This window comes from Gluconobacter sp. Dm-44, from assembly GCF_018256175.1.
GTDB classification, from domain to species: domain Bacteria; phylum Pseudomonadota; class Alphaproteobacteria; order Acetobacterales; family Acetobacteraceae; genus Gluconobacter; species Gluconobacter cadivus.
In genome coordinates, this window is record NZ_JAERLZ010000010.1 from 1 (window position 1) to 20,846 (window position 20,846).

The 20,846-nt window shown below is 58.8% G+C and carries 20 protein-coding genes and 1 tRNA gene; 6 read left to right on the forward strand and 15 right to left on the reverse strand.

All coding sequences use genetic code 11. The features are described from left to right. Positions 1 to 653 precede the first annotated feature (653 nt). Entirely contained in the window at positions 654 to 1,409 is a 756-nt protein-coding gene (locus JK213_RS11650; RefSeq protein ID WP_194263009.1) for a hypothetical protein, read from the forward strand. A gap of 282 nt (positions 1,410 to 1,691) precedes the next feature. Here the strand turns inward: JK213_RS11650 and JK213_RS11655 are convergent. The 3 genes from JK213_RS11655 to JK213_RS11665 all read right to left on the reverse strand — a co-directional run bounded on the left by JK213_RS11655 (position 1,692) and on the right by JK213_RS11665 (position 4,695). Further along, a tRNA-Val gene (locus JK213_RS11655) sits at positions 1,692 to 1,766 on the reverse strand. A 96-nt stretch (positions 1,767 to 1,862) separates the two neighbouring features. Next, positions 1,863 to 3,749, reverse strand: a complete 1,887-nt coding sequence (locus tag JK213_RS11660) for a hypothetical protein (RefSeq protein WP_194263010.1) — start codon at positions 3,747 to 3,749, stop codon at positions 1,863 to 1,865. 13 nt (positions 3,750 to 3,762) lie between these two features. Further along, positions 3,763 to 4,695: a mitochondrial fission ELM1 family protein gene (locus JK213_RS11665; RefSeq protein ID WP_194263011.1), complete on the reverse strand. Its 933-nt coding sequence runs from the start codon at positions 4,693 to 4,695 to the stop codon at positions 3,763 to 3,765. 62 nt (positions 4,696 to 4,757) lie between these two features. Between JK213_RS11665 and JK213_RS11670 the strand changes: the two genes are divergently transcribed. Beyond that, positions 4,758 to 5,939, forward strand: a complete 1,182-nt coding sequence (locus JK213_RS11670; RefSeq protein WP_194263012.1) for a DEAD/DEAH box helicase — start codon at positions 4,758 to 4,760, stop codon at positions 5,937 to 5,939. On the opposite strand, the gene JK213_RS11675 is transcribed toward JK213_RS11670, so the two are convergent. Next, the gene (locus JK213_RS11675; RefSeq protein WP_194263013.1) at positions 5,936 to 7,024 is read right to left on the reverse strand and encodes a glycosyltransferase family 4 protein; all 1,089 of its coding nucleotides are present in this window, start codon (positions 7,022 to 7,024) and stop codon (positions 5,936 to 5,938) included. The genes JK213_RS11670 and JK213_RS11675 overlap by 4 nt on opposite strands. Further along, complete coding sequence (locus JK213_RS11680) at positions 7,021 to 8,214, reverse strand: glycosyltransferase family 4 protein (protein WP_194263014.1); 1,194 nt, start codon at positions 8,212 to 8,214, stop codon at positions 7,021 to 7,023. Before JK213_RS11680 ends, JK213_RS11675 begins: the two co-directional genes overlap by 4 nt. Positions 8,215 to 8,421: 207 nt before the next feature. On the opposite strand from JK213_RS11680, the gene JK213_RS11685 reads away from it, so the two are divergent. Continuing rightward, complete coding sequence (locus JK213_RS11685) at positions 8,422 to 9,564, forward strand: succinylglutamate desuccinylase/aspartoacylase family protein (protein ID WP_228125594.1); 1,143 nt, start codon at positions 8,422 to 8,424, stop codon at positions 9,562 to 9,564. Here the strand turns inward: JK213_RS11685 and glyA are convergent. Continuing rightward, positions 9,561 to 10,865: a serine hydroxymethyltransferase gene (gene glyA / locus JK213_RS11690; RefSeq protein WP_194263015.1), complete on the reverse strand. Its 1,305-nt coding sequence runs from the start codon at positions 10,863 to 10,865 to the stop codon at positions 9,561 to 9,563. The two genes, JK213_RS11685 and glyA, sit on opposite strands and share 4 nt — an antisense overlap. Before the next feature lie 92 nt (positions 10,866 to 10,957). Between glyA and JK213_RS11695 the strand changes: the two genes are divergently transcribed. From JK213_RS11695 to JK213_RS11705, 3 genes are read left to right on the forward strand one after another with little or no spacing between them, the layout of a single operon-like run. Continuing rightward, on the forward strand, positions 10,958 to 12,394 hold the full coding sequence (locus tag JK213_RS11695) for an amino acid permease (RefSeq protein WP_194263016.1): 1,437 nt from the start codon (positions 10,958 to 10,960) through the stop codon (positions 12,392 to 12,394). Between the two features lie 10 nt (positions 12,395 to 12,404). After that, on the forward strand, positions 12,405 to 13,415 hold the full coding sequence (hemB, locus tag JK213_RS11700) for a porphobilinogen synthase (RefSeq protein ID WP_077802851.1): 1,011 nt from the start codon (positions 12,405 to 12,407) through the stop codon (positions 13,413 to 13,415). 56 nt (positions 13,416 to 13,471) lie between these two features. After that, complete coding sequence (locus tag JK213_RS11705) at positions 13,472 to 13,783, forward strand: YraN family protein (RefSeq protein WP_194263080.1); 312 nt, start codon at positions 13,472 to 13,474, stop codon at positions 13,781 to 13,783. 4 nt (positions 13,784 to 13,787) lie between these two features. Here JK213_RS11705 and JK213_RS11710 read toward each other — a convergent pair whose 3' ends face one another. From JK213_RS11710 to purB, 9 genes are all read right to left on the reverse strand, one after another. Next, on the reverse strand, positions 13,788 to 14,114 hold the full coding sequence (locus JK213_RS11710) for a hypothetical protein (RefSeq protein WP_194263017.1): 327 nt from the start codon (positions 14,112 to 14,114) through the stop codon (positions 13,788 to 13,790). A gap of 205 nt (positions 14,115 to 14,319) precedes the next feature. Next, on the reverse strand, positions 14,320 to 14,655 hold the full coding sequence (gene grxD / locus JK213_RS11715) for a Grx4 family monothiol glutaredoxin (RefSeq protein WP_194263018.1): 336 nt from the start codon (positions 14,653 to 14,655) through the stop codon (positions 14,320 to 14,322). Positions 14,656 to 14,743: 88 nt separating this feature from the next. Next, positions 14,744 to 14,974, reverse strand: coding sequence for a BolA/IbaG family iron-sulfur metabolism protein (locus JK213_RS11720; protein WP_194263019.1), 231 nt, complete (start codon positions 14,972 to 14,974; stop codon positions 14,744 to 14,746). 5 nt (positions 14,975 to 14,979) lie between these two features. Then, positions 14,980 to 17,184: a phosphoribosylformylglycinamidine synthase subunit PurL gene (gene purL / locus JK213_RS11725; protein ID WP_194263020.1), complete on the reverse strand. Its 2,205-nt coding sequence runs from the start codon at positions 17,182 to 17,184 to the stop codon at positions 14,980 to 14,982. After that, positions 17,181 to 17,882, reverse strand: a complete 702-nt coding sequence (purQ, locus tag JK213_RS11730; protein WP_194263021.1) for a phosphoribosylformylglycinamidine synthase subunit PurQ — start codon at positions 17,880 to 17,882, stop codon at positions 17,181 to 17,183. The genes purL and purQ overlap by 4 nt, the downstream gene beginning before the upstream one ends. After that, positions 17,879 to 18,283, reverse strand: coding sequence for a Rap1a/Tai family immunity protein (locus JK213_RS11735; RefSeq protein WP_194263022.1), 405 nt, complete (start codon positions 18,281 to 18,283; stop codon positions 17,879 to 17,881). Before JK213_RS11735 ends, purQ begins: the two co-directional genes overlap by 4 nt. Then, a complete protein-coding gene (gene purS / locus JK213_RS11740) occupies positions 18,280 to 18,522 on the reverse strand; it encodes a phosphoribosylformylglycinamidine synthase subunit PurS (protein ID WP_099286711.1) in 243 nt (80 codons plus the stop codon). Before purS ends, JK213_RS11735 begins: the two co-directional genes overlap by 4 nt. Then, positions 18,519 to 19,283: a phosphoribosylaminoimidazolesuccinocarboxamide synthase gene (gene purC / locus JK213_RS11745; protein WP_194263023.1), complete on the reverse strand. Its 765-nt coding sequence runs from the start codon at positions 19,281 to 19,283 to the stop codon at positions 18,519 to 18,521. The genes purS and purC overlap by 4 nt, the downstream gene beginning before the upstream one ends. Positions 19,284 to 19,428: 145 nt before the next feature. Then, positions 19,429 to 20,760: an adenylosuccinate lyase gene (gene purB, locus JK213_RS11750; RefSeq protein WP_194263024.1), complete on the reverse strand. Its 1,332-nt coding sequence runs from the start codon at positions 20,758 to 20,760 to the stop codon at positions 19,429 to 19,431. Between the last annotated feature and the right edge of the window lie 86 nt (positions 20,761 to 20,846).

A 20,846-nucleotide genomic window follows, 5' to 3' on the forward strand; every position in this document is an offset into this window, starting at 1 on the left:
AGGCCCACCCTCCATCGGTAAGACTGTGAATCACGGAACACCGCTCAGTTCAATAAATTAATAGGTCCTGAGCCTAGGGCATCGGGATGGTCCGGTCTTCCGGCCGCGAATCCGACGTCCAGATGCCTCTGGAGTGATCAATGACGGCTATGCCAGCAAAGGCCGCCTCGCAGGGGGGCAGATCAAGAGCGCCTGGAGCGTTGCATGTCGCAAGGCTGGGCTTCTAGGAAGAATTCGGGAATGGCGCCCCGAGGGCACCAATCGCCCAAAGACTACTTTTGTGCCCGATATCACTCCGCACGATCTCCGTCACACTTGGGCGACTTGGCACTACTGCCTCCACCGCGACATCCTTCGACTGAAAGATGAGGGAGGCTGGGCAACACTCTCAATCGTAACCAGGTACGCAATGAAGATGCCGGACGAGTACAAAAAAGATGTGGAAAACTGGCTCAATCGGGATGATTAAATGCTTGGGCATGGTTGGAAAGAAAATCATCTAAGACAAGGTTGTATTTTGATCCATTAATGGAATTTTATGTTATTTCTGCGGTATTTTCTCTTTTTTTCCGATTTGAAAATCCACACTCCTATCGCTGCTAATAATAAGGCGTATAAACTTATCAAGATTATTGCTACCATGGATTCGCCTCATGTGGAATTGGTCTGTTGTCACCTATGTTTTTCTTGTCATCGGATTTGTCGCAGCAGCGCTTGATTTAGTCCTAAGCGTAAAGGGGGACCAACATAAAGAAGATTGGGAGCAAATTATTTTTTCCAATCTTGCATCTGACCCCCGGTCTCAACAGACAGCAATAATATTAAGCGAGCGATTGCAGTGGAATAAGACAGTAAGGAGATGTATTGCGATAAGTATTCTTTTTTGTACGTTTTCTGGAATTATCTGTACAGTAGCTAATGATAGAAAAAATTCCTCGGATATAGATTCTCTAAATGGTAAAATAAATAACCTAAAACATGGTCAGGCTGCGCTCAGTAAAGAAAACGGACGCCTGCAGGAAATCCAGAAAAATTTTCAGAAAAAAGTAGATGGAAGAACAATAAGCCCAGATCTAATTGCAAATACAATCCGAGATATTATCTCACTTCATGCTCAAACTGGCACAGTTGAGATTATTGCGGCCGACTGTAACGACTGCAAACATTTATCAGACTCTATTTCTGAAATTTTTCGTAGGTCAGGATGGCAAGTGAAAAAAGTGCCTGGAATGATGGTAGGCGGAACGGAATCAAAGACAGGAATTACCTTCACGGCAGAAAGCATAACTCCGACCTTGGATGTCGTTACAGACGCTATATTAACGTCATTAGGGAATGCTTCAAATTTCTATCTAGGAAAACCAGATGATGGAGCTGATATTTTGGTACGGATTTACTCACTGTATTAAAATTTCTTTTTAAGATAATACTATATTTAGGATCAGGACTTAGAATTGGAGCATAACAGCTGCAATGAGACTGATGGCTGAGAGGAAGGCTGTTGGGCGTCAATCTTGTCCGTTGCTACTCTTAGCCAGCCCCCCCCTGAACGGTTCCAGAACAAACTGTACAGATTTTTGCCAGCTCAAAGCGAGTCGCGCATGCCTTGAACCGCCATGATTATGCACATTGCGAAGACAAACTGACTCGCAAGATCAGGAGCATAAAATAGCGATTTCAGTAATTTAGGATGGTGGGCGCGACAGGGATTGAACCTGTGACCCCTGCCGTGTGAAGGCAGTGCTCTACCGCTGAGCTACGCGCCCATCCGTTGGACGGGCTTCTAACAAGATGTTGTTTTTCTGACAAGATCTTTTTCTTAGGAAGCCGGTTTGTCCGCTCCGGCTTCCCTTATCGGGCGCTCAGAAACCGAACATATGGTCGAGGGAGAAAGCTCCCTCCTCGTTTTCCAGTCCGTGATAGCCGAAGAGACGGCATGTCAGATCACGGATGAGGACGTAACCGCCCTCCCCTGCCTGATCGAGATGCGACGCTTCGAACAACTCCTGTGGCCGCACCATGAAAGAGCCATTGGGTGCGATCCTGATCGTCGTCTGGGCCAGCAACGCACCATTTGCTGCATGAAGCAGCAGGACTGTTTCGGAGGCGTCAGTTCCTTCAACGGAAGCCGGATGGATCAGGCAACAGAAGCTGCGGAATGTGTCCTGAGTAGTTTTCTGACCCAGTTTCAGGAACAGCCGTGTTGTCAGTCCCGGCGGCGGGCCGGAATAGGATTGCGGTTCCGAACGCCATGTCATGAGCGTATTGAAGATATGGGCCCCGAAGCTGGTTTCGGCGGCATGGTCGCTCTCACGGTGGCGGTATCGCATCATGGCGTGCAGCCATCCATCCGCCTCGCCGCCATCGCGGAAATCATAGACCAGATCCGCATGACCAGAACGATCTGTCAGGTCGTGCAGAGCAACGACCGTGTTATGATTGCGAGGAAGGTTTCCCAGAAAATGCGAGCCGGTTTTTTCGCCGGATTCATCAAACAGGTCCAGTCTGACAGGGAGCGTTTCCAGTGATTCAGACATGGGATTGGGTTGAAGAAAAGTCTCGAAGCGCTTTGGATCGAGAATCGGGAACGGCAGCAGGAAACCACGGCCCAGCGACGGTGGGAACTGACGGATGGCAGGATCTGGCCGCAGGTTGTCCCGCTCCACATTCAGATGCGCAATGCGAGTGCGCCCGCGCTGGGTGATTTCATAGCGCGGACGGACCAGATGTCGGCCGGAACGTAGTTCAAGCTGTGCGGGCCAGTGCAGATCAGGAAAAAGTGCGCCGACATTTACTGCGACCGTCTCGAACGGTTTTACGGAACGGTTGAGCGCGCGCGGGGCGTCTTCTCCCATACGATTGAAAGTAATCGCACCAGCGGGGATTGTCGTCGCATGGCTGTTCTGGACCCACACGATCAGCGTCTCGTCAGGTTCCGGTGCCGGAAGGGTCGCATAACGGACCGAAGGCCAGGCATTGGCGTCATGCGTGACGGACAGGCTTGGATCGCCGTTCTTGCCCCAGCTATCGAGCGCATATTTTACGACGTCATGACCGCGTGCGCCGAGAACGTGAATGAAAAGCTGTCCCGTAAACTCAGGTAGATCAAACCGCCTCCGCACTTCAGCGCTGTCGACCGTAATCCCCGCCCCGGCTTCCGTCACCGGCTGCTCCCATTGCGCCAGAATTTTGCCGGTTTCGTCATACAGCCGCATCCAGTAACGTAGATTTTCGGCGGAATAGCTGGACCAGTAGTTGGCCGTCACGATCCGGCAGGAAAAGCGCTCCGTTTCGCGAAAAAAGGCAAAATTGGTCGCGAAGTTCAGCTTGTCCAGATAGGGACGCCCCTTGACGAGCATATCATCCGGCAAACGGGCTGGTGCGAGGGTCTGGAGTTCACGTCCGTTGAGAAGCCCCTTCAGGCGCGTCCGCATTTTTGCATCTTCAAATGACAGCGCGAGAATGACATCCGCTTCCGTCGTGGGAAGATCCACCAGTGCTCGCAACGTACCGCCAAACCCGTCCGGTTTTCCGACCTGTTCGGTATCATGAACATAGACATGTGCCGGTTTCAGGCCGGGATAGAGAGCAGCCAGCGTGCGGGCGGCATCATCCGGGTCGTAGACCGCCAGTGTCCGGCCTGCGAATTCGGCTTCCATGCGAACGAGAGCTTCAGCGGCCAGCGGATGTGCCAGTGCCTTGTACAGAATATTGCCACCCTGCGGACCAAAGGTGCGGATATCGAGCATACAGGGGGCCCTTTCAGAGCTTCAGACGTCGGCGCATTTCTCTCGCCACGAGGGGGGTATCGTCAAGCGGGGTCACGTCCCAAGGGATCTGTTCAGGATCGAACATTTTCACACGCCCGGCGTCTTCGAGGGTTTTTACAAAGCGTGAAATTCGTTTTGAACGCCCGGGCAACGGAATAACCAGAACGGGGGCTGATGTCGCCACAGCTTCGGAGATCATGGAAACGCTGTCGGTCGTCACGGCAATGACGTCAGCACAGGCCAGCATCCCCATATAGGGGTTGTTATCCCCGCCCCCCGTTAGAACCGCGATGCCGTGTGGTTCCAGCCGTTTGCGAAAAATATCCACGGCTGCCGGATCGGTTCGGCGCGATGGTGTGAGGATGGCCTGCATGGTGTTGCGCATTGTAAAAGCGATGATCCCTTCCGCTATCCGCTCCGCTTCGGCCGCACCCAGTGTGAAGCGGCCATTGGCGCCCCCGATCAGAACGGACAGAAGCGGACGGTCATCCCGTTTCAGCCGCTCTTCCCACTGGGCACGCGCCAGATCGAGCTTCTGCTGCGTTACGGGATGAAGCGCATTGCGCGAGATCAAGATGTTCGGCCCAGTGATGCCATCATGAGTGTTGGCAATCACCAGATCGAACTTCCGGACCGGCATGCGCGGGTTCTGGATCTGGACGACGGGCAGCCCTTCGCGTTGCGCCACGGCCCTTCCAACAACGCCTCCTGTTCCTCCAATGCAGATGATGAGCCGTGTGTCTTCAGGAATCCTGATCGGATCGACCCGCTTTAAAGGAAACGGCCAGTACCGTGCAGGAAAGCGCGACCAGAACGGCTGGATGCGGACCGGTCGGAAATCCCACTTCAGACCTGCCTTTTCGGCCAGTCCCGCACCCTGCGCGCGCATGCCGGCGAAGTCCTCCGCGATGATGATGGCTTTCATGACGGAACTCCGCAAAAAAGAAGGTGTTTCCCGAACTGCGAGAAATTTGGCAAGAAGCGCATATGACAACGTCCCAGACGCCCCCTGCCTCATCGAATACAACCCCAGCCGCTCCTGCTCCCGGATTTGAGGAGCTTGGGCTGATTGCGCCCCTGCTGGCAACTCTCGCTCAGACCGGACATAAATGCCCGAGCCTGATCCAGGCGCAGGCCATTCCTCCCCTGCTTGAGGGAAAAGACGTTCTGGTCGGCTCCCAGACCGGTAGCGGCAAGACGGCGGCGTTCGTACTGCCCATGCTTCAGAAGCTCGAAGAAGCGGGCCCGGCGCCCGGCCCCCGTGCGCTTATTCTTGAGCCGACACGCGAACTCGCCGCCCAGACCGCCGCCGTATGCCGGCAGCTTGGGCGCAGGCTTTCCTTGAAAACGCGCGTCGTATGTGGTGGAACATCGCGTGAGCAGCAGGTCCAGTCTGTCAGCGATGGCGTGGATATCGTCGTGGCCACGCACGGGCGTCTTCTGGATCTGGTTATGCAGGCCGATCTTGTTCTGGAACATCTGACCTATCTCGTTCTGGACGAAGCTGACCGCCTGCTGGACGAAGATTTTTCGGCTAGTATGACGGCTCTCACGCCTTATTTTCCTGATCATCCTCCCCAGACCGTTTTCTGCTCGGCCACATTGCCAGAGCCCGTGATGGATCTTGCCAAGCGGGTGACGCGCGATCCCGTCCGTGTTGAAATCGCGGCGGAGTCTTTCACGCCTAAAAATATTCGCCAGCGGGCGATCTTTGTGGAAAAAGACGACAAGCCCGAAACCGTGGCTCGTCTACTGAAGCATTTCGAAGGCCGAAGCATCGTGTTTGCGCGGACGAAGAACACGGTGGATGCACTCGCTAAAATCCTGCGGCGCCACAACCTGCGGATCGAAACCCTGCATGGCGATCGCACGCAGGGCGCTCGTAACAAGGCGCTCGACCTGTTCCGTCAGGGGCGCGTTCCCATTCTAGTGACGACCGACATCGCCTCGCGCGGTCTCGATATTCCGGACGTGGATCTTGTCATCAACATGGATATGCCTGAAACGCCGGAGGCTTATGTCCATCGTATCGGCCGGACAGCCCGTGCCGGACGCAAGGGCGTGGCGTTTTCACTCATCAATATCGATGAGCGGACTTTTCTGCGTGATGTCGAGAAACATATCGGCTACCGCGTCCGGATCGCGACGGAAGACTCGCTGGACCGTTAAGCGTTGCGGCTGGCGAGAATGTCCCTCGCCAGATTTTCCCATTCCTGCGCATTATCAACGCGGGGCCGTATGGGCGGAGGGGCTTCAAGGAGTGTCTCCAGCGCCCGTGCAATCGCTGCGGGGTCCGGATTGCACAGGACAGCCTGCGGATCGTCGACAAACTGCTCGACAAGACCACCCACACGCGTTGCAACCACATAGCGCCCGCTGGCAATCGCCATCGCTCCTACGCCACTCTGGGACGCCTCACGATAGGGCAGAACCACGATATCGGCCCATTCGACAAGCGCGGGCAGAGCGTCTTCCTCAACCCAGCGGTTCTCGACACTGACATTTTCGAGCGTCGCAAGCCTGTGGAGTTCGGGGCTTTGCGGGCCATGCCCGACAACTCGGCATTCAAAGGCATGACAGACGTGGGGCAGAGCCTCCGCCAGAAGGTCCAGCCCCTTGTAAGGCAGAAGGCGCCCGAACATGAGAATGCGGGGCGCGCCTCCATGAGCAAATGGCACTGTGCCTGTCCCGCCGATAAAGGGCGGGTGTGCAAGCGCCGTTACGGGACACGACACGGCATGCGGCCCTGACGTCAGCCCGTCGGCAACATGGCGGCTGAACGTGACAATCTGATCGGCGTGCCGAATCAGGCGCCGCTGCAATAGAGCCTGCAACGGATATCCATCTCCCGGATGCGGCTGTGCATCATGCACGATAACAACGGTCCAGACGCCTGCTCTGTGGAGCACCTGCGTCATCAGCATGTCCAGCGGTCCCGGCATGGCACAGATAGCGACCTCCGGACGGAAGTCCCGTACGATTCGTGCAAGCTGCCTGCGAAGCCAGGGGGCCGTCAGAAGTCGTTTTAGCAGTCCGCGGAGCGAGCTGTAGGTCGCGACCTTGACTACGGCTTCCGGGGCATTTTTGCTTCGCAGGATTTCGGCCCGTTCTGACAGGCAGAGCAAAACCTCCGTCTCTGGCAGTCTTTTCAGGCCACCCGCCAGATCTACCGCAATGCGTGGCCCTGCGCCCCGCCGTCCCCACTGCCAGACGAGAATGCGTCTGGCCGGACTGCCTTCGGAACGTCTGCTCACGGTCGCGCTCCAACGGCCTGCGCGGCTTCGCGCAATGTCGCACCATTCAGGCGTGTCGCAATTCTGTGTCTAGCATGCGCGCCCAGACGGGCTCGCAGATCCGGATCATCAGCCGCTGTCCGAAGGGCCTGCACGGCAGCCTCCATGTCAGGCAGCGCCCACTGCGTATCAGGCATGTCCCAGATCCCACGAGGATCACGGGCGGGAACGAGCGTATAGGAAACCGGCAGGCCACAAGTTTCGTCCATAAACTCGGCTGTTGCGGACCAGTCGGTTGCAATCACGCACCGCCCGAGCGCCATGGCTTCCGCCACGACAAGTCCGAAGCCTTCGCTTCGATGCAGGGACAGCACGATATCCGCACATTCTGTCAAAGCGAGCCTGTCGGCACCATCAAGCTGTCCGGTTTCGATCCGGATATTGGGGGCTCCCCCGATGGCCGCCCGGATCGTCGCCAGATCTTCGGGGTAATGCGCGGTATGACCAATCTTCAGGAGCAGAAGCCGGTCCGTACGGTCTCCAAAGGCTTTCCTGAAGGCATGGATTGTCTCGATCGGGCTTTTGCGAACCATGCTGGACGATAGGCTGAACGAAACGAGAACAATCACGCAGTTCTCCGGCAACCCGAACGACGTCCGATCCCGCCCGGAAGATTTTTCTTCCGCAAGACCAACCGGATGTTCCACAACCCGCACCGGACGTCCAAGAGAGCGCAGCGCATCCGCCGTAAACCGCGAAGGTGCCCAGATTTCATGCACATGCCGCCGGGCGATGCGCCATATGTCCGGGACGACCGGGAGTTCCCACGCCCAGTATCCGACAATCCGGCGCCCTGTCCGCAGTGGGCGTGGCATGAAGAACTGGGCATAAGGCAGCATGGGAGCATTCACATGCATGACCAGCGGCGCTCCCGGTCCGGTCCTGTCTCCTTCGAGGACGCGACGGTCAATATCCCATGTCGCGCAGGGAATCCCCATCTCCCGCAGCGCCCGGACCATCAGCCGCGCGCCTTCGCCCAGCCCGGAACTACGGCTGAATTCGCCAGCAACGATCATCCCCAGTGCCGCAACAGGTTTCTGCGGTCTGACCGGAGGCACAGCCAGAGCGGTGGCCCGAACGAAAAAGCGTCGTCGGGCGTCAGCAGGGAACTGCTGCCATACTTTGTGAAAAATGGAGAGAGACTGTTTCATCGTCCGTTCATGGGGCGTCTGTCCTTGGTCGCAAGCATGGGCAAGGAGCCGAAATCTCTGGAAAACCGGGCGGAAAACAGGAAACGATACTATCAGACCGGCCTCGGAAAAATGTGATTTCTTTCCGCTATGGAAGGAAAGAAAGGCGATGTTCCCTCTCTGGCGACCTGCGCCCAACGTGCTTACACTACAATCCATGACCGATCCATGTCCTACGCTCTGTGGTGCAGGTATGGCTTCGCCGGGCTGCCGGACGGAGGGTGCCCGTTGTTGCGTCAGTCCGCGACGGAGGGGCATGACATGAGTTGCAAGGCGGGACAGCGGCATCACCCCGTGCGGATCCGTCAGCCCCGTCTGTCGGAAACGCTGCCCGGCTTCGGACAGCCCCCGCCCGTCTTTAAGGTGAGTCTGCCTCCGCCCGATCTTGCCAGGTGGCGTCTGCCGCCTTCAGGCGTACCGGGCGTATGGATCTTCGATTCGGGGCGCTCCGGCCCTGAAATCGTTATCACCGCCATGGTGCATGGCAACGAATATGCCGGGGGATGGGCGCTTGAGAATTTTCGCCGACGAGGCGTGTCCCTGACATCGGGGCGTCTGACCTTCATTGTGGCCAATCTGGAAGCCTTCGACCGGTTTGATATCAGCAACCCCGTCATGGCCCGCCATGTCGACGAAGATCTGAACCGCCTGTGGCACAGCGCACGCCTGAATGGCCGCGACCATTCCAGCGAGCTTGAACGGGCCAGACAGCTTCAGCCCTATATCGCCCGGGCGGACCTGTTGCTGGATCTGCATTCCACGCTCTGGCCGTCCGAGCCCCTGTTCATCGCCTCTCCCCGTCAGCGTTCGGCAGAACTGGCCTGCGCTCTGGCGGCAGGTCGCAATCTACCCCAGACGGTACTGACGGATCTGGGGCATCAGGGTGGTTCACGCCTGATAGAGCATGCGCATTTCATGTCGCCGGGTGGGACAGGACGAAGCTGCCTTCTGGAAGCCGGGTCTCACTGGGAGACTGGAACCGTCACGGTTATGGAAAGCGCCATCGAGCGTCTTCTGGCGCAGGCCGAAGCCATTCATCTGCGTGGACATGCTACGCAGGAATCCTGCGAGCCCGAATTGGCCGTCGTGACCGACAACATCATTGCCCGGCATTCGGATTTCAGTTTCGTCAGGCCATGGGAGGGCGGGGTCACGATTCCTAAAGCGGGAACGCCCCTCGCCCATGACGGGCATGATCTGATCTACACACCCTATGACGAGTGCCTGCTGATCATGCCCAATCTGCGTCCCCGTCGGGGACAGCTCGCGGTCCGTCTGGCCAGACGGACCGCAGCGCCGTTCAGATCTTAGGCAGACGCGCGGTCATAGATCGGGAAGCGACGGCACAGGGCCTTCACTTCTTCATGGACGCGGGCCGTGACGGCTTCGGAATTTTCTTCCTCAAGAGCCGCTGTCAGCACTTCGTCGATCATGCGACCGACTTCGCGGAACTCGGCTTCTCCGAAACCGCGCGCGGTTGCCGCCGGGCTGCCCAGACGGATGCCGGATGTCACGAACGGCTTTTCCGGATCGAACGGGATGGCGTTCTTGTTCGCCGTGATGCCGGCACGTTCCAGAATGGCTTCGGCCAGCTTGCCCGTCACCTTCTTTGGACGCAGATCCACGAGGATCAGATGGCTGTCCGTACCGCCTGTGACGATGTCGAAGCCACGGTTCTGAAGCTCGTCCGCCAGCGCGCGGGCATTGGCGAGAACACGCTTCTGATAGTCCTTGAACTCGTCCGAAAGCGCTTCACCGAACGCAACGGCCTTGCCCGCGATGACATGCATGAGCGGGCCACCCTGCAAACCGGGGAACACGGCGGAGTTCACCTTCTTCGCCAGATCCGGGTCGTTCGTCAGGATGATGCCGCCACGCGGGCCACGCAGCGTCTTGTGCGTCGTGGATGTCGTAATGTCCGCAACCGGAACCGGGTTCGGATACAGACCCGCCGCCACCAGACCGGCGAAATGCGCCATGTCCACCATCAGATACGCCCCGACTTCATCAGCAATCTTGCGGAAACGGGCGAAGTCGATGACGCGCGGATAGGCGGAACTGCCAGCCACGATGATCTTCGGCTTGTGCTCGCGGGCCAGCGCTTCCATCTGGTCGTAATCGATCAGACCATCTTCGGCGCGCACACCATACTGTACGGAGTTGAACCACTTGCCCGAATAGTTCGGAGCCGCGCCATGCGTCAGGTGTCCACCAGCGGCAAGGCTCAGGCCGAGAATCGTATCGCCCGGCTTGGCCAGCGCCATGAACGCCGCCTGATTGGCATTGGCGCCCGAATGCGGCTGCACGTTTGCGAATTCCGCGCCGAACATCTTTTTCAGACGCTCGATGGCGAGGTTCTCAACACGGTCCACGTCCACGCAGCCGCCGTAATAGCGCTTGCCCGGAAGACCTTCCGCGTACTTGTTCGTCAGCACCGAACCCTGTGCTTCCATGACGGCGAAAGAGGCCATGTTCTCCGAAGCGATGAGCTCGATGCCGTCCTGCTGGCGCGTCAGCTCCTCGTTCAGAATGGCGGCAACTTCGGCATCAACCTCCTTGAGGGGGGCATGAAAGAAACGATTCAGCGTGGACTGGCTGGCGTGTTCCGACATCGTGGTCCATTCTCCAGGGTGAGTTCGGCATGTGACTAGCCCAGATTGCCTGCCTCGGCAAAAACAATCCGCCTAACAAACGAGGATCCTTCATGACCACTCCGCTCTGGCGGACCAAACCCGTATCATCCGCAGCCGACAGCCAGACTGGCCTCAGGCGTGTTCTCGGTCCCTGGCAGCTCGTCGCCCTCGGTATCGGCGTGACGATCGGTGCTGGCCTTTTCTCTCTTACAGGTGTCGCTGCTGGCCAGAATGCCGGTCCGGCTGTAACGCTGTCTTTTGTTATCGCAGCCGTGGCCTGCGGGTTTGCAGGTTTGTGTTATGGCGAACTGGCCGGGATGATTCCCTCCGGCGGCTCGGCCTATTCTTACGCCTATGCGTCCATGGGAGAGCTGATCGCATGGATGATCGGCTGGGATCTCGTGCTCGAATATACGGTGGGAGCCGCGACCGTCGCTTCAAGCTGGTCCGGCTATCTGGCATCGCTTCTGGGCGGATGGGGGCTTCCCATCGACCCGAGGCTTCTTGCTCCGCCACTAACGTCTGTGACGCTGTCAGACGGCACCATCACGACTGCATGGTTCAATCTGCCAGCAGCCTGCGCCCTGTGGATCGTGACGGCGCTCCTGATGCGCGGTGTCAGCGAATCCGCGAAGGTGAATACGGCCGTCGTCGTCATCAAGCTGGCGGTCGTCGCTATAGTGATCGTGGTCTGTGCGCCGCATGTCCATATGGCGAACTATCACCCGTTCATCCCTGAAAATACCGGTACGTTCGGCTCTTTCGGGTTTTCTGGCGTCATGCGCGCGGCCGGGATGGCCTTCTTTGCCTATCTCGGCTTCGATATCGTCTCGACCGCCGCGCAGGACAGCCAGAACCCGGCACGGAACATCCCGATCGGGATTATCGGAAGCCTGTTGATCTGTTCCGTGGTCTACGTCATTTTCTCGCTGGTTCTGACCGGGGTGGTCAATTATCGCCTCATGGCCAATGACCCGAGCCCAGTGGCGACCGCCATCGACACCGCGCATCTCCCTTGGGTCGCAAGTCTTGTGAAGCTTGGCATTACGTCGGGCTATGTCTCGGTTTTGTTCGGAATGCTTCTGGGACAGGCACGGATCTTTCTCGTGATGTCCCATGACGGGCTACTCCCCCCGCTGTTTGCAAGGCTGAACACCCGTACCCGCACGCCCTGGACATCTCATCTTCTGTTCGCGGTTCTGACAAGCCTTCTCGCGGCTCTCGTGCCGATTGGCGTGCTTGGGAACATGACCTCGATCGGAACGCTTCTTGCCTTCATTATTGTCTGTGCGAGCGTCCCCGTCCTGCGCCGAACCCAGCCGGATGCACCCCGTCAGTTCCGCGTGCCGGGTGGCGCTATCATTCCGGTCCTCGGCGTTCTGTCCTGCGGGGCCGTGATGGTATCGCTTGATCGCCTGACATGGATCAGGCTCATCGTCTGGCTCATCATTGGGCTTGTCATTTATTTCGTCTACGGCATCCGCAACAGTCGACTTTGCAGGGACTGAAGTTAGGCGCATGATCGGGGGTATGAGCAATGCAGCATATCCCCTTTCCCGTCCGCGGCGTAATCGCCACGATGCTTTCACCCGTCGTCTGGTGCAGGAACATCGCCTGCATGTCGACAACCTGATCTGGCCGATTTTCGTCTGCGAAGGTGAAAACCAGCGCCAGAAGGTCGACTCCATGCCGGGCGCCGAACGTGTCAGCGTGGACAATGTCGTCGAACACGTCCGACAGGCCGTGGACCTCGGCATCCCGGCCGTCGCCATTTTCCCCGTAACGCCCATGAGCGTCCGCGACGCCACGGGCACAGAGGCCCTGAATCCGGATAACCTGATGTGTCGCGCTTCGCGCACCATCAAGGACGCCTTCCCCGATCTGGGCATCATCGGAGACGTGGCGCTGGATCCGTACACCGATCACGGCCATGACGGCGTGATCGAGAATGGCCGGATCCTTAACGACGCCTCCGTGGAAATCCTCCGCCAGCAGGCCCTCAATCAGGCCCGTGCCGGCAACGACATCATTGCTCCGTCCGACATGATGGACGGCCGCGTAAAAGCCATTCGCGAAACGCTTGACGGCAATGGCTACGACACGACCCGCATCATGGCCTATACGGCGAAATATGCCTCCGCTTTCTACGGTCCGTTTCGCGATGCATTGGGGTCCGGCAGCCTGCTGCACGGGGACAAGAAGACCTACCAGATGGACCCGGCCAATTCCGACGAAGCCATGCGTGAAGTCGAACAGGATCTGCGCGAGGGTGCGGACATGATCATGGTCAAGCCGGGTATGCCCTATCTCGATATCATCCGCCGCGTCCGCGAACGCTTCGAAGTTCCGACTTTCGCCTATCAGGTGTCGGGTGAGTACGCGATGCTTATGGGTGCCATCCAGAACGGCTGGCTGGACCGTGACCGCACGATCATGGAAAGCCTGATCGCTTTCAAGCGTGCCGGCTGTAATGGCATTCTCACCTATTTCGCTTTGGATGCCGCCCGTCTCCTGCGGGACGAGCGCTGAAAAGCCCGCGCATACGCGGTGTTCAGTCCTATTACACGGGGCTGAACGCCGAAAATATTGCGGCCCGCCTCCTCGAGGAGCGCGGGCTGACAATTATGGCGCGCAGATTGCGGACGCCTTATGGCGAAATCGATCTTCTGGCGGCAGATTCGGAATGGCTGATTGCTGTTGAAGTCAAGCAGAGACGCAGCCTGCGGGAAAGTGCGTCATGCCTGACTGTCAGACAGTCCCAAAGGCTGATGGAAGCCTTCGAGTATATCCTGCTGACGAAACCGGAGTGGCAGCGACCCAACACACGGTTTGATCTGATCGTCGTGGACCCGTCAGGTCAGGCGCGACGCATTCAGGATGCGCTGCGCCAGTTCTAAAAAATCAGGTACGACGGACGCGGGCGTGGTGATGTGCGGATGCAACCGTAATATGGGCATGAGCGGTTGCATGCGGGCGGTAAGCGACGTTGCGGATCACAGCGTGTGAGCTGCTCCAGGCAACGGCTGTGTTATGCGAAGTTGTGCGGCGCGCAAGCGCATGATGGAAAACGGCGCGGTGATAGACCGGCGTTGCAGTCAATGCGTCAAAGGTCAGCTTGCTGGCTTCGTAATCGGTGATGGCCGGACGGGCATAGGCCTTGCCTGCCCCCATGCAGATACCGACACCCATGATACCCAGAGCAATTCTGCCGACCCAGTTGCGCGCCATTGACGTTGTGTCCCATCCCGTTCTGATGGAAACAGCCTATGCGCTGAACTCGGGGTCCGGCAACCCCTGATGGGAAAGTTTCCGAAAAAATCAAGGTCCTGCCACTTTTCGTCGCTTCATGGCTGAATTGTGGCAGGAGCAATGCTTAAAAAGTGCTGAATTCAGCACTTTTCGTCACAGTCGTGCCCGAATCAGGCAGCGGCTGTCAGGCGTTGGCTGTCGTGATGCCTTTTTCGGTCAGCAGAGTCTCAAGCTCGCCGCTCTGATACATGTCAGTCACGATATCGCAGCCGCCCACGAACTCGCCCTTGACGTAAAGCTGCGGCACGGTCGGCCACTGCGAGAAGTCCTTGATGCCCTGACGCAGTTCGGCGCTCTCAAGAATGTTGCAGGTCGCAAACGGAACGCCAAGATGGTTGAGAATCTGGACCACGCGCGCGGAGAAGCCGCACTGAGGGAAGAGCTTGTCACCCTTCATGAACAGCATGACCGAATTGGCGTCGATCAGGGTCTGGATATGCTGGAACACGGTTTCGGACATTGGATTTTCCTTGGTTCGGCAGGGCGAACAGAACGTCCGCTCCTGCTGTCAGTGTTCGTCTGGAAAAGAGAGACGTTAGCCCCGGCTCTTAAGGAGTAAGCGTCTTGAGGGCCATCGCATGCAGTTCAGTGCCCATGCGGGTTCCGAACGCATCATAAACCAGTTTGTGCTGACGTACACGCGAAAGCCCGCGGAAGGCTTCGCTTGTAACCTGACAGGCGTAATGATCCCCGTCCCCGGCGAGATCTTCGATCTCGATCTGGGCATCAGGGATGGCGGCGAGAATCGTGCGTTCGATTTCAGAAGCTGCCATTGGCATAAAAATCAGACTCCCTCACCCATGAACCGCGGGAAGAACGCGGCATTGATCTCGCTGAGACGCTCCGCGCTGACGCTGACGGTTCCCGGCACGACCAGATCACTGCCGCCCGAACGTCCCAGACGGATTGCCGGTACATTGGCCTTCTCCGCCGCTGCGACAAGGGCCTCACCATCGGGAGTTGCAACCACGTAGCAGCCCTGATCCTCACCGAACCAGAAGGCGTGCGCGGGAATGTTTGTCGGAGCGGCTTCAAGCGTGCAGCCGACGCCGCTCGCCATGACCATTTCCGCAACTGTCACCAGCAGACCGCCATCGGCGATGTCATGACAGGCCGCAACCTCGCCTGCCGTAATCTGGCTGCGCACAAAGTCCCCGTTACGACGTTCGACCGCGAGATCAACGACCGGCGGTGCTCCGTCTTCACGTTGGCAGATTTCGCGCAGCCACAGAGACTGTCCGAGTTCGCCCCGGATAGAGCCGACCAGCACCAGATCATGGGCATCCGGCATCGCAAGCCCGATGGACTTGGACGCATCCGCGAGCACGCCAAGCGCACCGATCGCGGGCGTCGGCAGAATTGCCTGAGCTTCACCGGACGGCGAGCGAGTCTCGTTATAAAGCGAGACGTTGCCGCTTACGACCGGGAAGTCGAGCGCGCGACAGGCATCGCCCATGCCTTTGATGGCATCGGCGAACTGCGCCATGATTTCCGGCCGTTCCGGATTGCCGAAGTTCAGGTTGTCCGTCACGGCCAGCGGTGTGGCACCCGTTGCTGTCAGATTCCGCCAGGCTTCGGCCACGGCCTGCGCACCGCCAGTCTTCGGATCGGCCTGACAGTAACGCGGCGTGCAGTCCGTCGTCAGGGCCAGACCCAGACGCGTATCGTCAACGCGGACGACTGCCGCATCGGCTGCACCCGGACGACGCGCTGTGTTGCCACCGACTGAGCCGTCATACTGGTTCCAGACCCACGCACGGGATGCCAGATCCGGGCAGCCGATCAGCGTCAGCAGCGCCTTTTCGATCCCTTCCGGGTCAGCAGGCGTTTCGATGCGTGCAGGCGCCGTCAGCGGCACGGTCGGACGATTATAGAGCGGAGCTTCATCCGCCAGCGGGGCCAGCGGAATATCGGCTTCGATTTCGCCATGATGACGGATCGTGATGCGGCCCGTATCGGTCAGCACACCGATGATGGCGAAATCCAGCTCCCACTTCGCGAAGATCGCGCGCGCGACTTCGGTCCGCTCGGGCTTGAGGACCATGAGCATACGCTCCTGGCTCTCGGACAGCATCATCTCGTAAGCCGACATGTTCGGCTCGCGCTGCGGAACGGCATCAAGATTCAGTTCAATGCCAACGCCGCCCTTGCCCGCCATTTCAACGGCAGAAGACGTCAGACCAGCCGCGCCCATGTCCTGAATGGCGACGATCGCATCGGTGGCCATCAGTTCAAGGCAGGCCTCGATCAGCAGCTTCTCGATGAACGGATCGCCAACCTGAACGGTCGGACGCTTGGAGGCTGCTTCCTCGTCGAACTCCGCCGAAGACATGGTCGCGCCATGGATGCCGTCACGGCCCGTCTTGGAGCCGACATACACAACCGGATTGCCCACGCCGGCCGCAGCCGACAGGAAGATCTTGTCCTGCTTGGCCACACCGACCGTCATGGCATTGACGAGCGGATTGCCGTCATACGCTTTGTGGAAGTTGACCTCACCACCCACGGTCGGAACACCGACGCAGTTGCCATAACCGCCAACACCACGCACGACGCCATCAACGATACGACGCGTTCCTGCATGTTTCGGATCACCGAAACGCAGGGCGTTGAGGTTCGCAACTGGACGTGCGCCCATCGTGAATACGTCACGCAGAATGCCGCCCACGCCCGTCGCCGCGCCCTGATAGGGCTCGATGAAGGACGGATGGTTGTGGCTTTCCATCTTGAAGACGGCAGCCAGACCTTCGCCGATATCCACGACGCCTGCGTTCTCGCCCGGCCCATGGATGACCCACGGTGCCTTGGTCGGCAGCGTCTTGAGATGAATGCGGGACGATTTATAGGAGCAGTGCTCGGACCACATGACGGAGAAAATTCCAAGCTCCGTAAAGCTCGGCGTCCGTCCCATGATCGTGACAAGCTTGTCGTATTCCTCGCCGGTCAGTCCGAAAGACTGGGCAAGCTGGGCATCAATCGTCACACTCATCCGACAAGAGCCTCCACAAGGCCTTTGAAAAGCGGCACGCCGTCGGTTGCGCCGATTTCGGGGTCAGTCAGGTTCTCCGGGTGCGGCATCAGGCCACAGACACGGCCATTCTCGCTCAGAATCCCGGCGATGGAGCGCGTGCTCCCGTTGGGGTTGGTTGCACGATCATCGTCCGAAACCGCACCATCCGCACCGCAATAACGGAACGCCACGCGGCCTTCACCTTCAAGACGCTTCAGCGTCTCGGGAGAGGCCGTGTAATTGCCGTCACCATGGGCAAGCGGCGCGCGGAACACGTCGCCGCGCGTCCAGCCCTGAGTAAAGGGTGACGACGCGTTCTCAACCTTTAGGTGGCAGTCCTGCGACAGGAAACGCAACCCTGCATTGCGAAGCAGCGCGCCCGGCAGCAGATGGGATTCCGTCAGGATCTGAAAGCCGTTGCAGACGCCCAGAACATGACCGCCCTTGCCTGCGAACGCCTTGACGTCACGCATGATCGGCGAATGCGCGGCCATGGCCCCGCTGCGCAGATAGTCCCCGAAACTGAAACCGCCCGGCAGCACCACGAGGTCCAGATCACCCAGAGAGGTTTCCCCGTGCCAGATCAGACGCGGCGTCTGCCCCGTCACCAGCTTCAGGGCATGGACCATGTCGCGCTCCCGGTTCGTGCCGGGAAATACGACGATACCTGCCTTCATTTCTGGCCCTCCGCCGGAGCGGACGCATGGCACGGATAGGTGTCATGCAGCGCGCGATAGACAGCTTTGCCTGCAGGCTCCGTCAGCGCATCGTTATGGGCATGCAGCCACGCGACGACCAGACCGCGGACCTGCGGGGCTGTCTGCTGGGCTGGAACGCAGAACGCGACCGGAGCGGACTCATCATGCGCAAAGCTGTCGTACTTCTTCGCCCATGCCTCGCCGTCCATCAGGCCGGACAGATAGGCATCGCACATGCCGATGGAGGACTTGCTGGAGCACATCTGGCCTAGAGCCTTGCCTGAAACCTTGGACACGCGCTGTGCGTGAGCCGGGGCTGCCACGAGAGCCGGAGCAACTGCGAGAGCGGCCAGCAGGAAGATCGTGGAAAGACGGGTCATCCGGCCACCTCGACGCTGAAATCCTCAATGACCTCATTGGCCAGAAGCGCGCGCGCCATGGCCTCGCCCTGCGCCAGTGCGTCGGCGGCATTGTCGGCCGGAACATCAAGTTCAACGACGCGATTGATGCGGACTTCGCCCAGACCCTTGAAGCCTAGGGTTTCGAGAGCATGACCCACGGCCTTGCCCTGCGGATCGAGAACGCCGTCTTTCAGGGAAACAAAAACACGGATTTTCACTGAACTGCCTCCGGACCCTTGAGGTCACCATTCCCGGACTCGGGCAGAATCCCGAGACGCTTTGCCACTTCCTGATACGCTTCTTCGACGCGACCCATGTCGCGGCGGAAACGATCCTTGTCCAACTTCTCGTTCGTCTTGGAATCCCACAGACGGCAGTTATCCGGCGAGATTTCGTCGGCCAGAAGAATACGCATCTCCTCGCCTTCCCAGATCCGGCCGAATTCCAGCTTGAAATCGACAAGCGTGATGCCGACAGCCGTGAACATGCCCATCAGGAAATCATTTGTTCTGAGTGCAAGCTGGTTCATGTCGTCCATGTCCTGCGGTGCTGCCCAGTTGAACGCTGCGATATGCTCTTCCGACACCATCGGGTCGTTGAGCGCGTCGTTCTTGTAGTAGTATTCGATGATCGTGCGCGGCAGGCGCGTCCCCTCGGGGATGCCAAGCCGCTTGGCCAGCGAGCCCGCCGCCACATTGCGTATCACAACTTCAAGCGGGATGATCTCCACTTCGCGGATGAGCTGCTCGCGCATGTTCAGCCGGCGGATGAAGTGGGTCGGGATGTTGATCTCGTGAAGCTTGAGCATCAGGTATTCGCTGATGCGGTTGTTCAGGACACCCTTCCCGGTGATGATGCCGCTCTTCGCGCCGTTTCCGGCGGTGGCGTCATCCTTGAAGTACTGAACGAGTGTGCCGGGTTCTGGGCCTTCAAAAAGAACCTTGGCTTTGCCCTCATAGAGCTGGCGGCGGCGAGCCATGAGCAATCCTTAGCGTTGCGCCGTCCTGACAGAAAATGCAGACGGCTGGAGCAGCGACGAATTGTGGTTCCATAGCATTGCGGAACCGGAACTGCGAGTGTGCGGAACGCAGGAAATCGCAGGAAGTCTGCGTCCCGCACGCCTCTCAGTCAAAGATACGGGCGAAGATGCGATCCACGGCACGCAGATGCTGTGCCGGGTCGAACGCCTGATCGAGAATCTCCTTGCTGACCCGACCGGCGACTTCCGGATCGGCTTCAAGGTTTTCACGGAACGTCTTGAAGCCCGGCTTGTTCAGCTTCGTCCATGTTTCCATGGCGTTACGCTGCACGATCCGATAGGCGTCCTCGCGTGAAATCCCAGCACGAGCCAGCGTCAGCAGGACTTCGCCGGAATGGACGACGCCGCCGAGGCTCTCCATGTTCGCGATCATCTGCTCGGGATAAACGACCAGCTTTTCCATCATCCCGGCCAGACGCATCAGTGCAAAATCCAGTCCGATCGTGGCATCGGGGCAGATGTTGCGCTCGACGGCGGAGTGGCTGATGTCCCGTTCGTGCCACAGTGCGACGTTTTCCAGCGCGGGCACGACATGCGAGCGGATGAGGCGCGCCAGACCGGTCAGGTTTTCCGACAGGACAGGGTTGCGCTTGTGCGGCATGGCCGAACTGCCCTTCTGCCCCTTGTGGAAAAATTCTTCCGCTTCCCGGACTTCCGAACGCTGAAGATGACGGACTTCGATCGCCAGACGCTCGATGCCGCTGGCGATCACGCCGAGCGTGCAGAAGAACGCCGCATGGCGGTCACGAGGAATAACCTGCGTCGACACGCTCTCGACGGCCAGGCCCAGCTTGTCAGCAACGTATTCCTCGATTTCCGGGTCGATATGCGCATAGGTCCCGACAGCACCGGAAATCGCGCAGACCGCAATTTCCTTGCGAGCCTGCACCAGACGCTCGCGGTTCCGGGCGAACTCGGCGTAGTGGCCGGCAATCTTCAAGCCAAAGCTGGTCGGCTCGGCGTGGATCGCATGGCTGCGGCCGATCGTTACCGTGTTGCGGTGCTCGTAGGCGCGATCTTTGAGTGCGGCCAGAACGCGGTCCAGATCTTCCAGCAGCAGATCGGCAGCTTGCGTCATCTGCACGGACAGGCAGGTGTCCAACACATCCGAAGACGTCATGCCCAGATGGACGAAACGGCTGTCCGGACCGACCTTTTCCGCAAGCCAGGTCAGGAACGCGATGACGTCATGGCGCGTTTCGGCTTCGATCTCGTCGATGCGGGCCAGATCCGCATCGGAGAACGCCGCCATGGCGACGTCACCCTTTTCGCGGATGGTCTTTGCTGATTCGGCGGGAATGTCACCCCGTTGTGCCATGGCTTCGCAGGCAAGGGCTTCGATCTCGAACCAGATGCGAAAACGGTTGGCGGGAGACCAGATGGCAGTCATCTGCGGACGGCTGTAACGGGGTACCATGGGAACTCCGGATGCGAGGTGGGGCTTTACGGAGGCTCCTTAGACCAAATACGAAGACATTGCACGGACCCCTTTTCGGAAGAATG

Coding starts and splice junctions, on each gene's coding strand:
- JK213_RS11650 (WP_194263009.1), top strand. CDS start 654: ATGTGGAATTGGTCTGTTGTCACCTATGTTTTTCTTGTCATCGGATTT.
- JK213_RS11660 (WP_194263010.1), bottom strand. CDS start 3,749: ATGCTCGATATCCGCACCTTTGGTCCGCAGGGTGGCAATATTCTGTAC.
- JK213_RS11665 (WP_194263011.1), bottom strand. CDS start 4,695: ATGAAAGCCATCATCATCGCGGAGGACTTCGCCGGCATGCGCGCGCAG.
- JK213_RS11670 (WP_194263012.1), top strand. CDS start 4,758: ATGACAACGTCCCAGACGCCCCCTGCCTCATCGAATACAACCCCAGCC.
- JK213_RS11680 (WP_194263014.1), bottom strand. CDS start 8,214: ATGAAACAGTCTCTCTCCATTTTTCACAAAGTATGGCAGCAGTTCCCT.
- JK213_RS11685 (WP_228125594.1), top strand. CDS start 8,422: ATGTCCTACGCTCTGTGGTGCAGGTATGGCTTCGCCGGGCTGCCGGAC.
- glyA (WP_194263015.1), bottom strand. CDS start 10,865: ATGTCGGAACACGCCAGCCAGTCCACGCTGAATCGTTTCTTTCATGCC.
- JK213_RS11695 (WP_194263016.1), top strand. CDS start 10,958: ATGACCACTCCGCTCTGGCGGACCAAACCCGTATCATCCGCAGCCGAC.
- hemB (WP_077802851.1), top strand. CDS start 12,405: ATGATCGGGGGTATGAGCAATGCAGCATATCCCCTTTCCCGTCCGCGG.
- JK213_RS11710 (WP_194263017.1), bottom strand. CDS start 14,114: ATGGCGCGCAACTGGGTCGGCAGAATTGCTCTGGGTATCATGGGTGTC.
- grxD (WP_194263018.1), bottom strand. CDS start 14,655: ATGTCCGAAACCGTGTTCCAGCATATCCAGACCCTGATCGACGCCAAT.
- JK213_RS11720 (WP_194263019.1), bottom strand. CDS start 14,974: ATGCCAATGGCAGCTTCTGAAATCGAACGCACGATTCTCGCCGCCATC.
- purL (WP_194263020.1), bottom strand. CDS start 17,184: ATGAGTGTGACGATTGATGCCCAGCTTGCCCAGTCTTTCGGACTGACC.
- purQ (WP_194263021.1), bottom strand. CDS start 17,882: ATGAAGGCAGGTATCGTCGTATTTCCCGGCACGAACCGGGAGCGCGAC.
- JK213_RS11735 (WP_194263022.1), bottom strand. CDS start 18,283: ATGACCCGTCTTTCCACGATCTTCCTGCTGGCCGCTCTCGCAGTTGCT.
- purC (WP_194263023.1), bottom strand. CDS start 19,283: ATGGCTCGCCGCCGCCAGCTCTATGAGGGCAAAGCCAAGGTTCTTTTT.
- purB (WP_194263024.1), bottom strand. CDS start 20,760: ATGGTACCCCGTTACAGCCGTCCGCAGATGACTGCCATCTGGTCTCCC.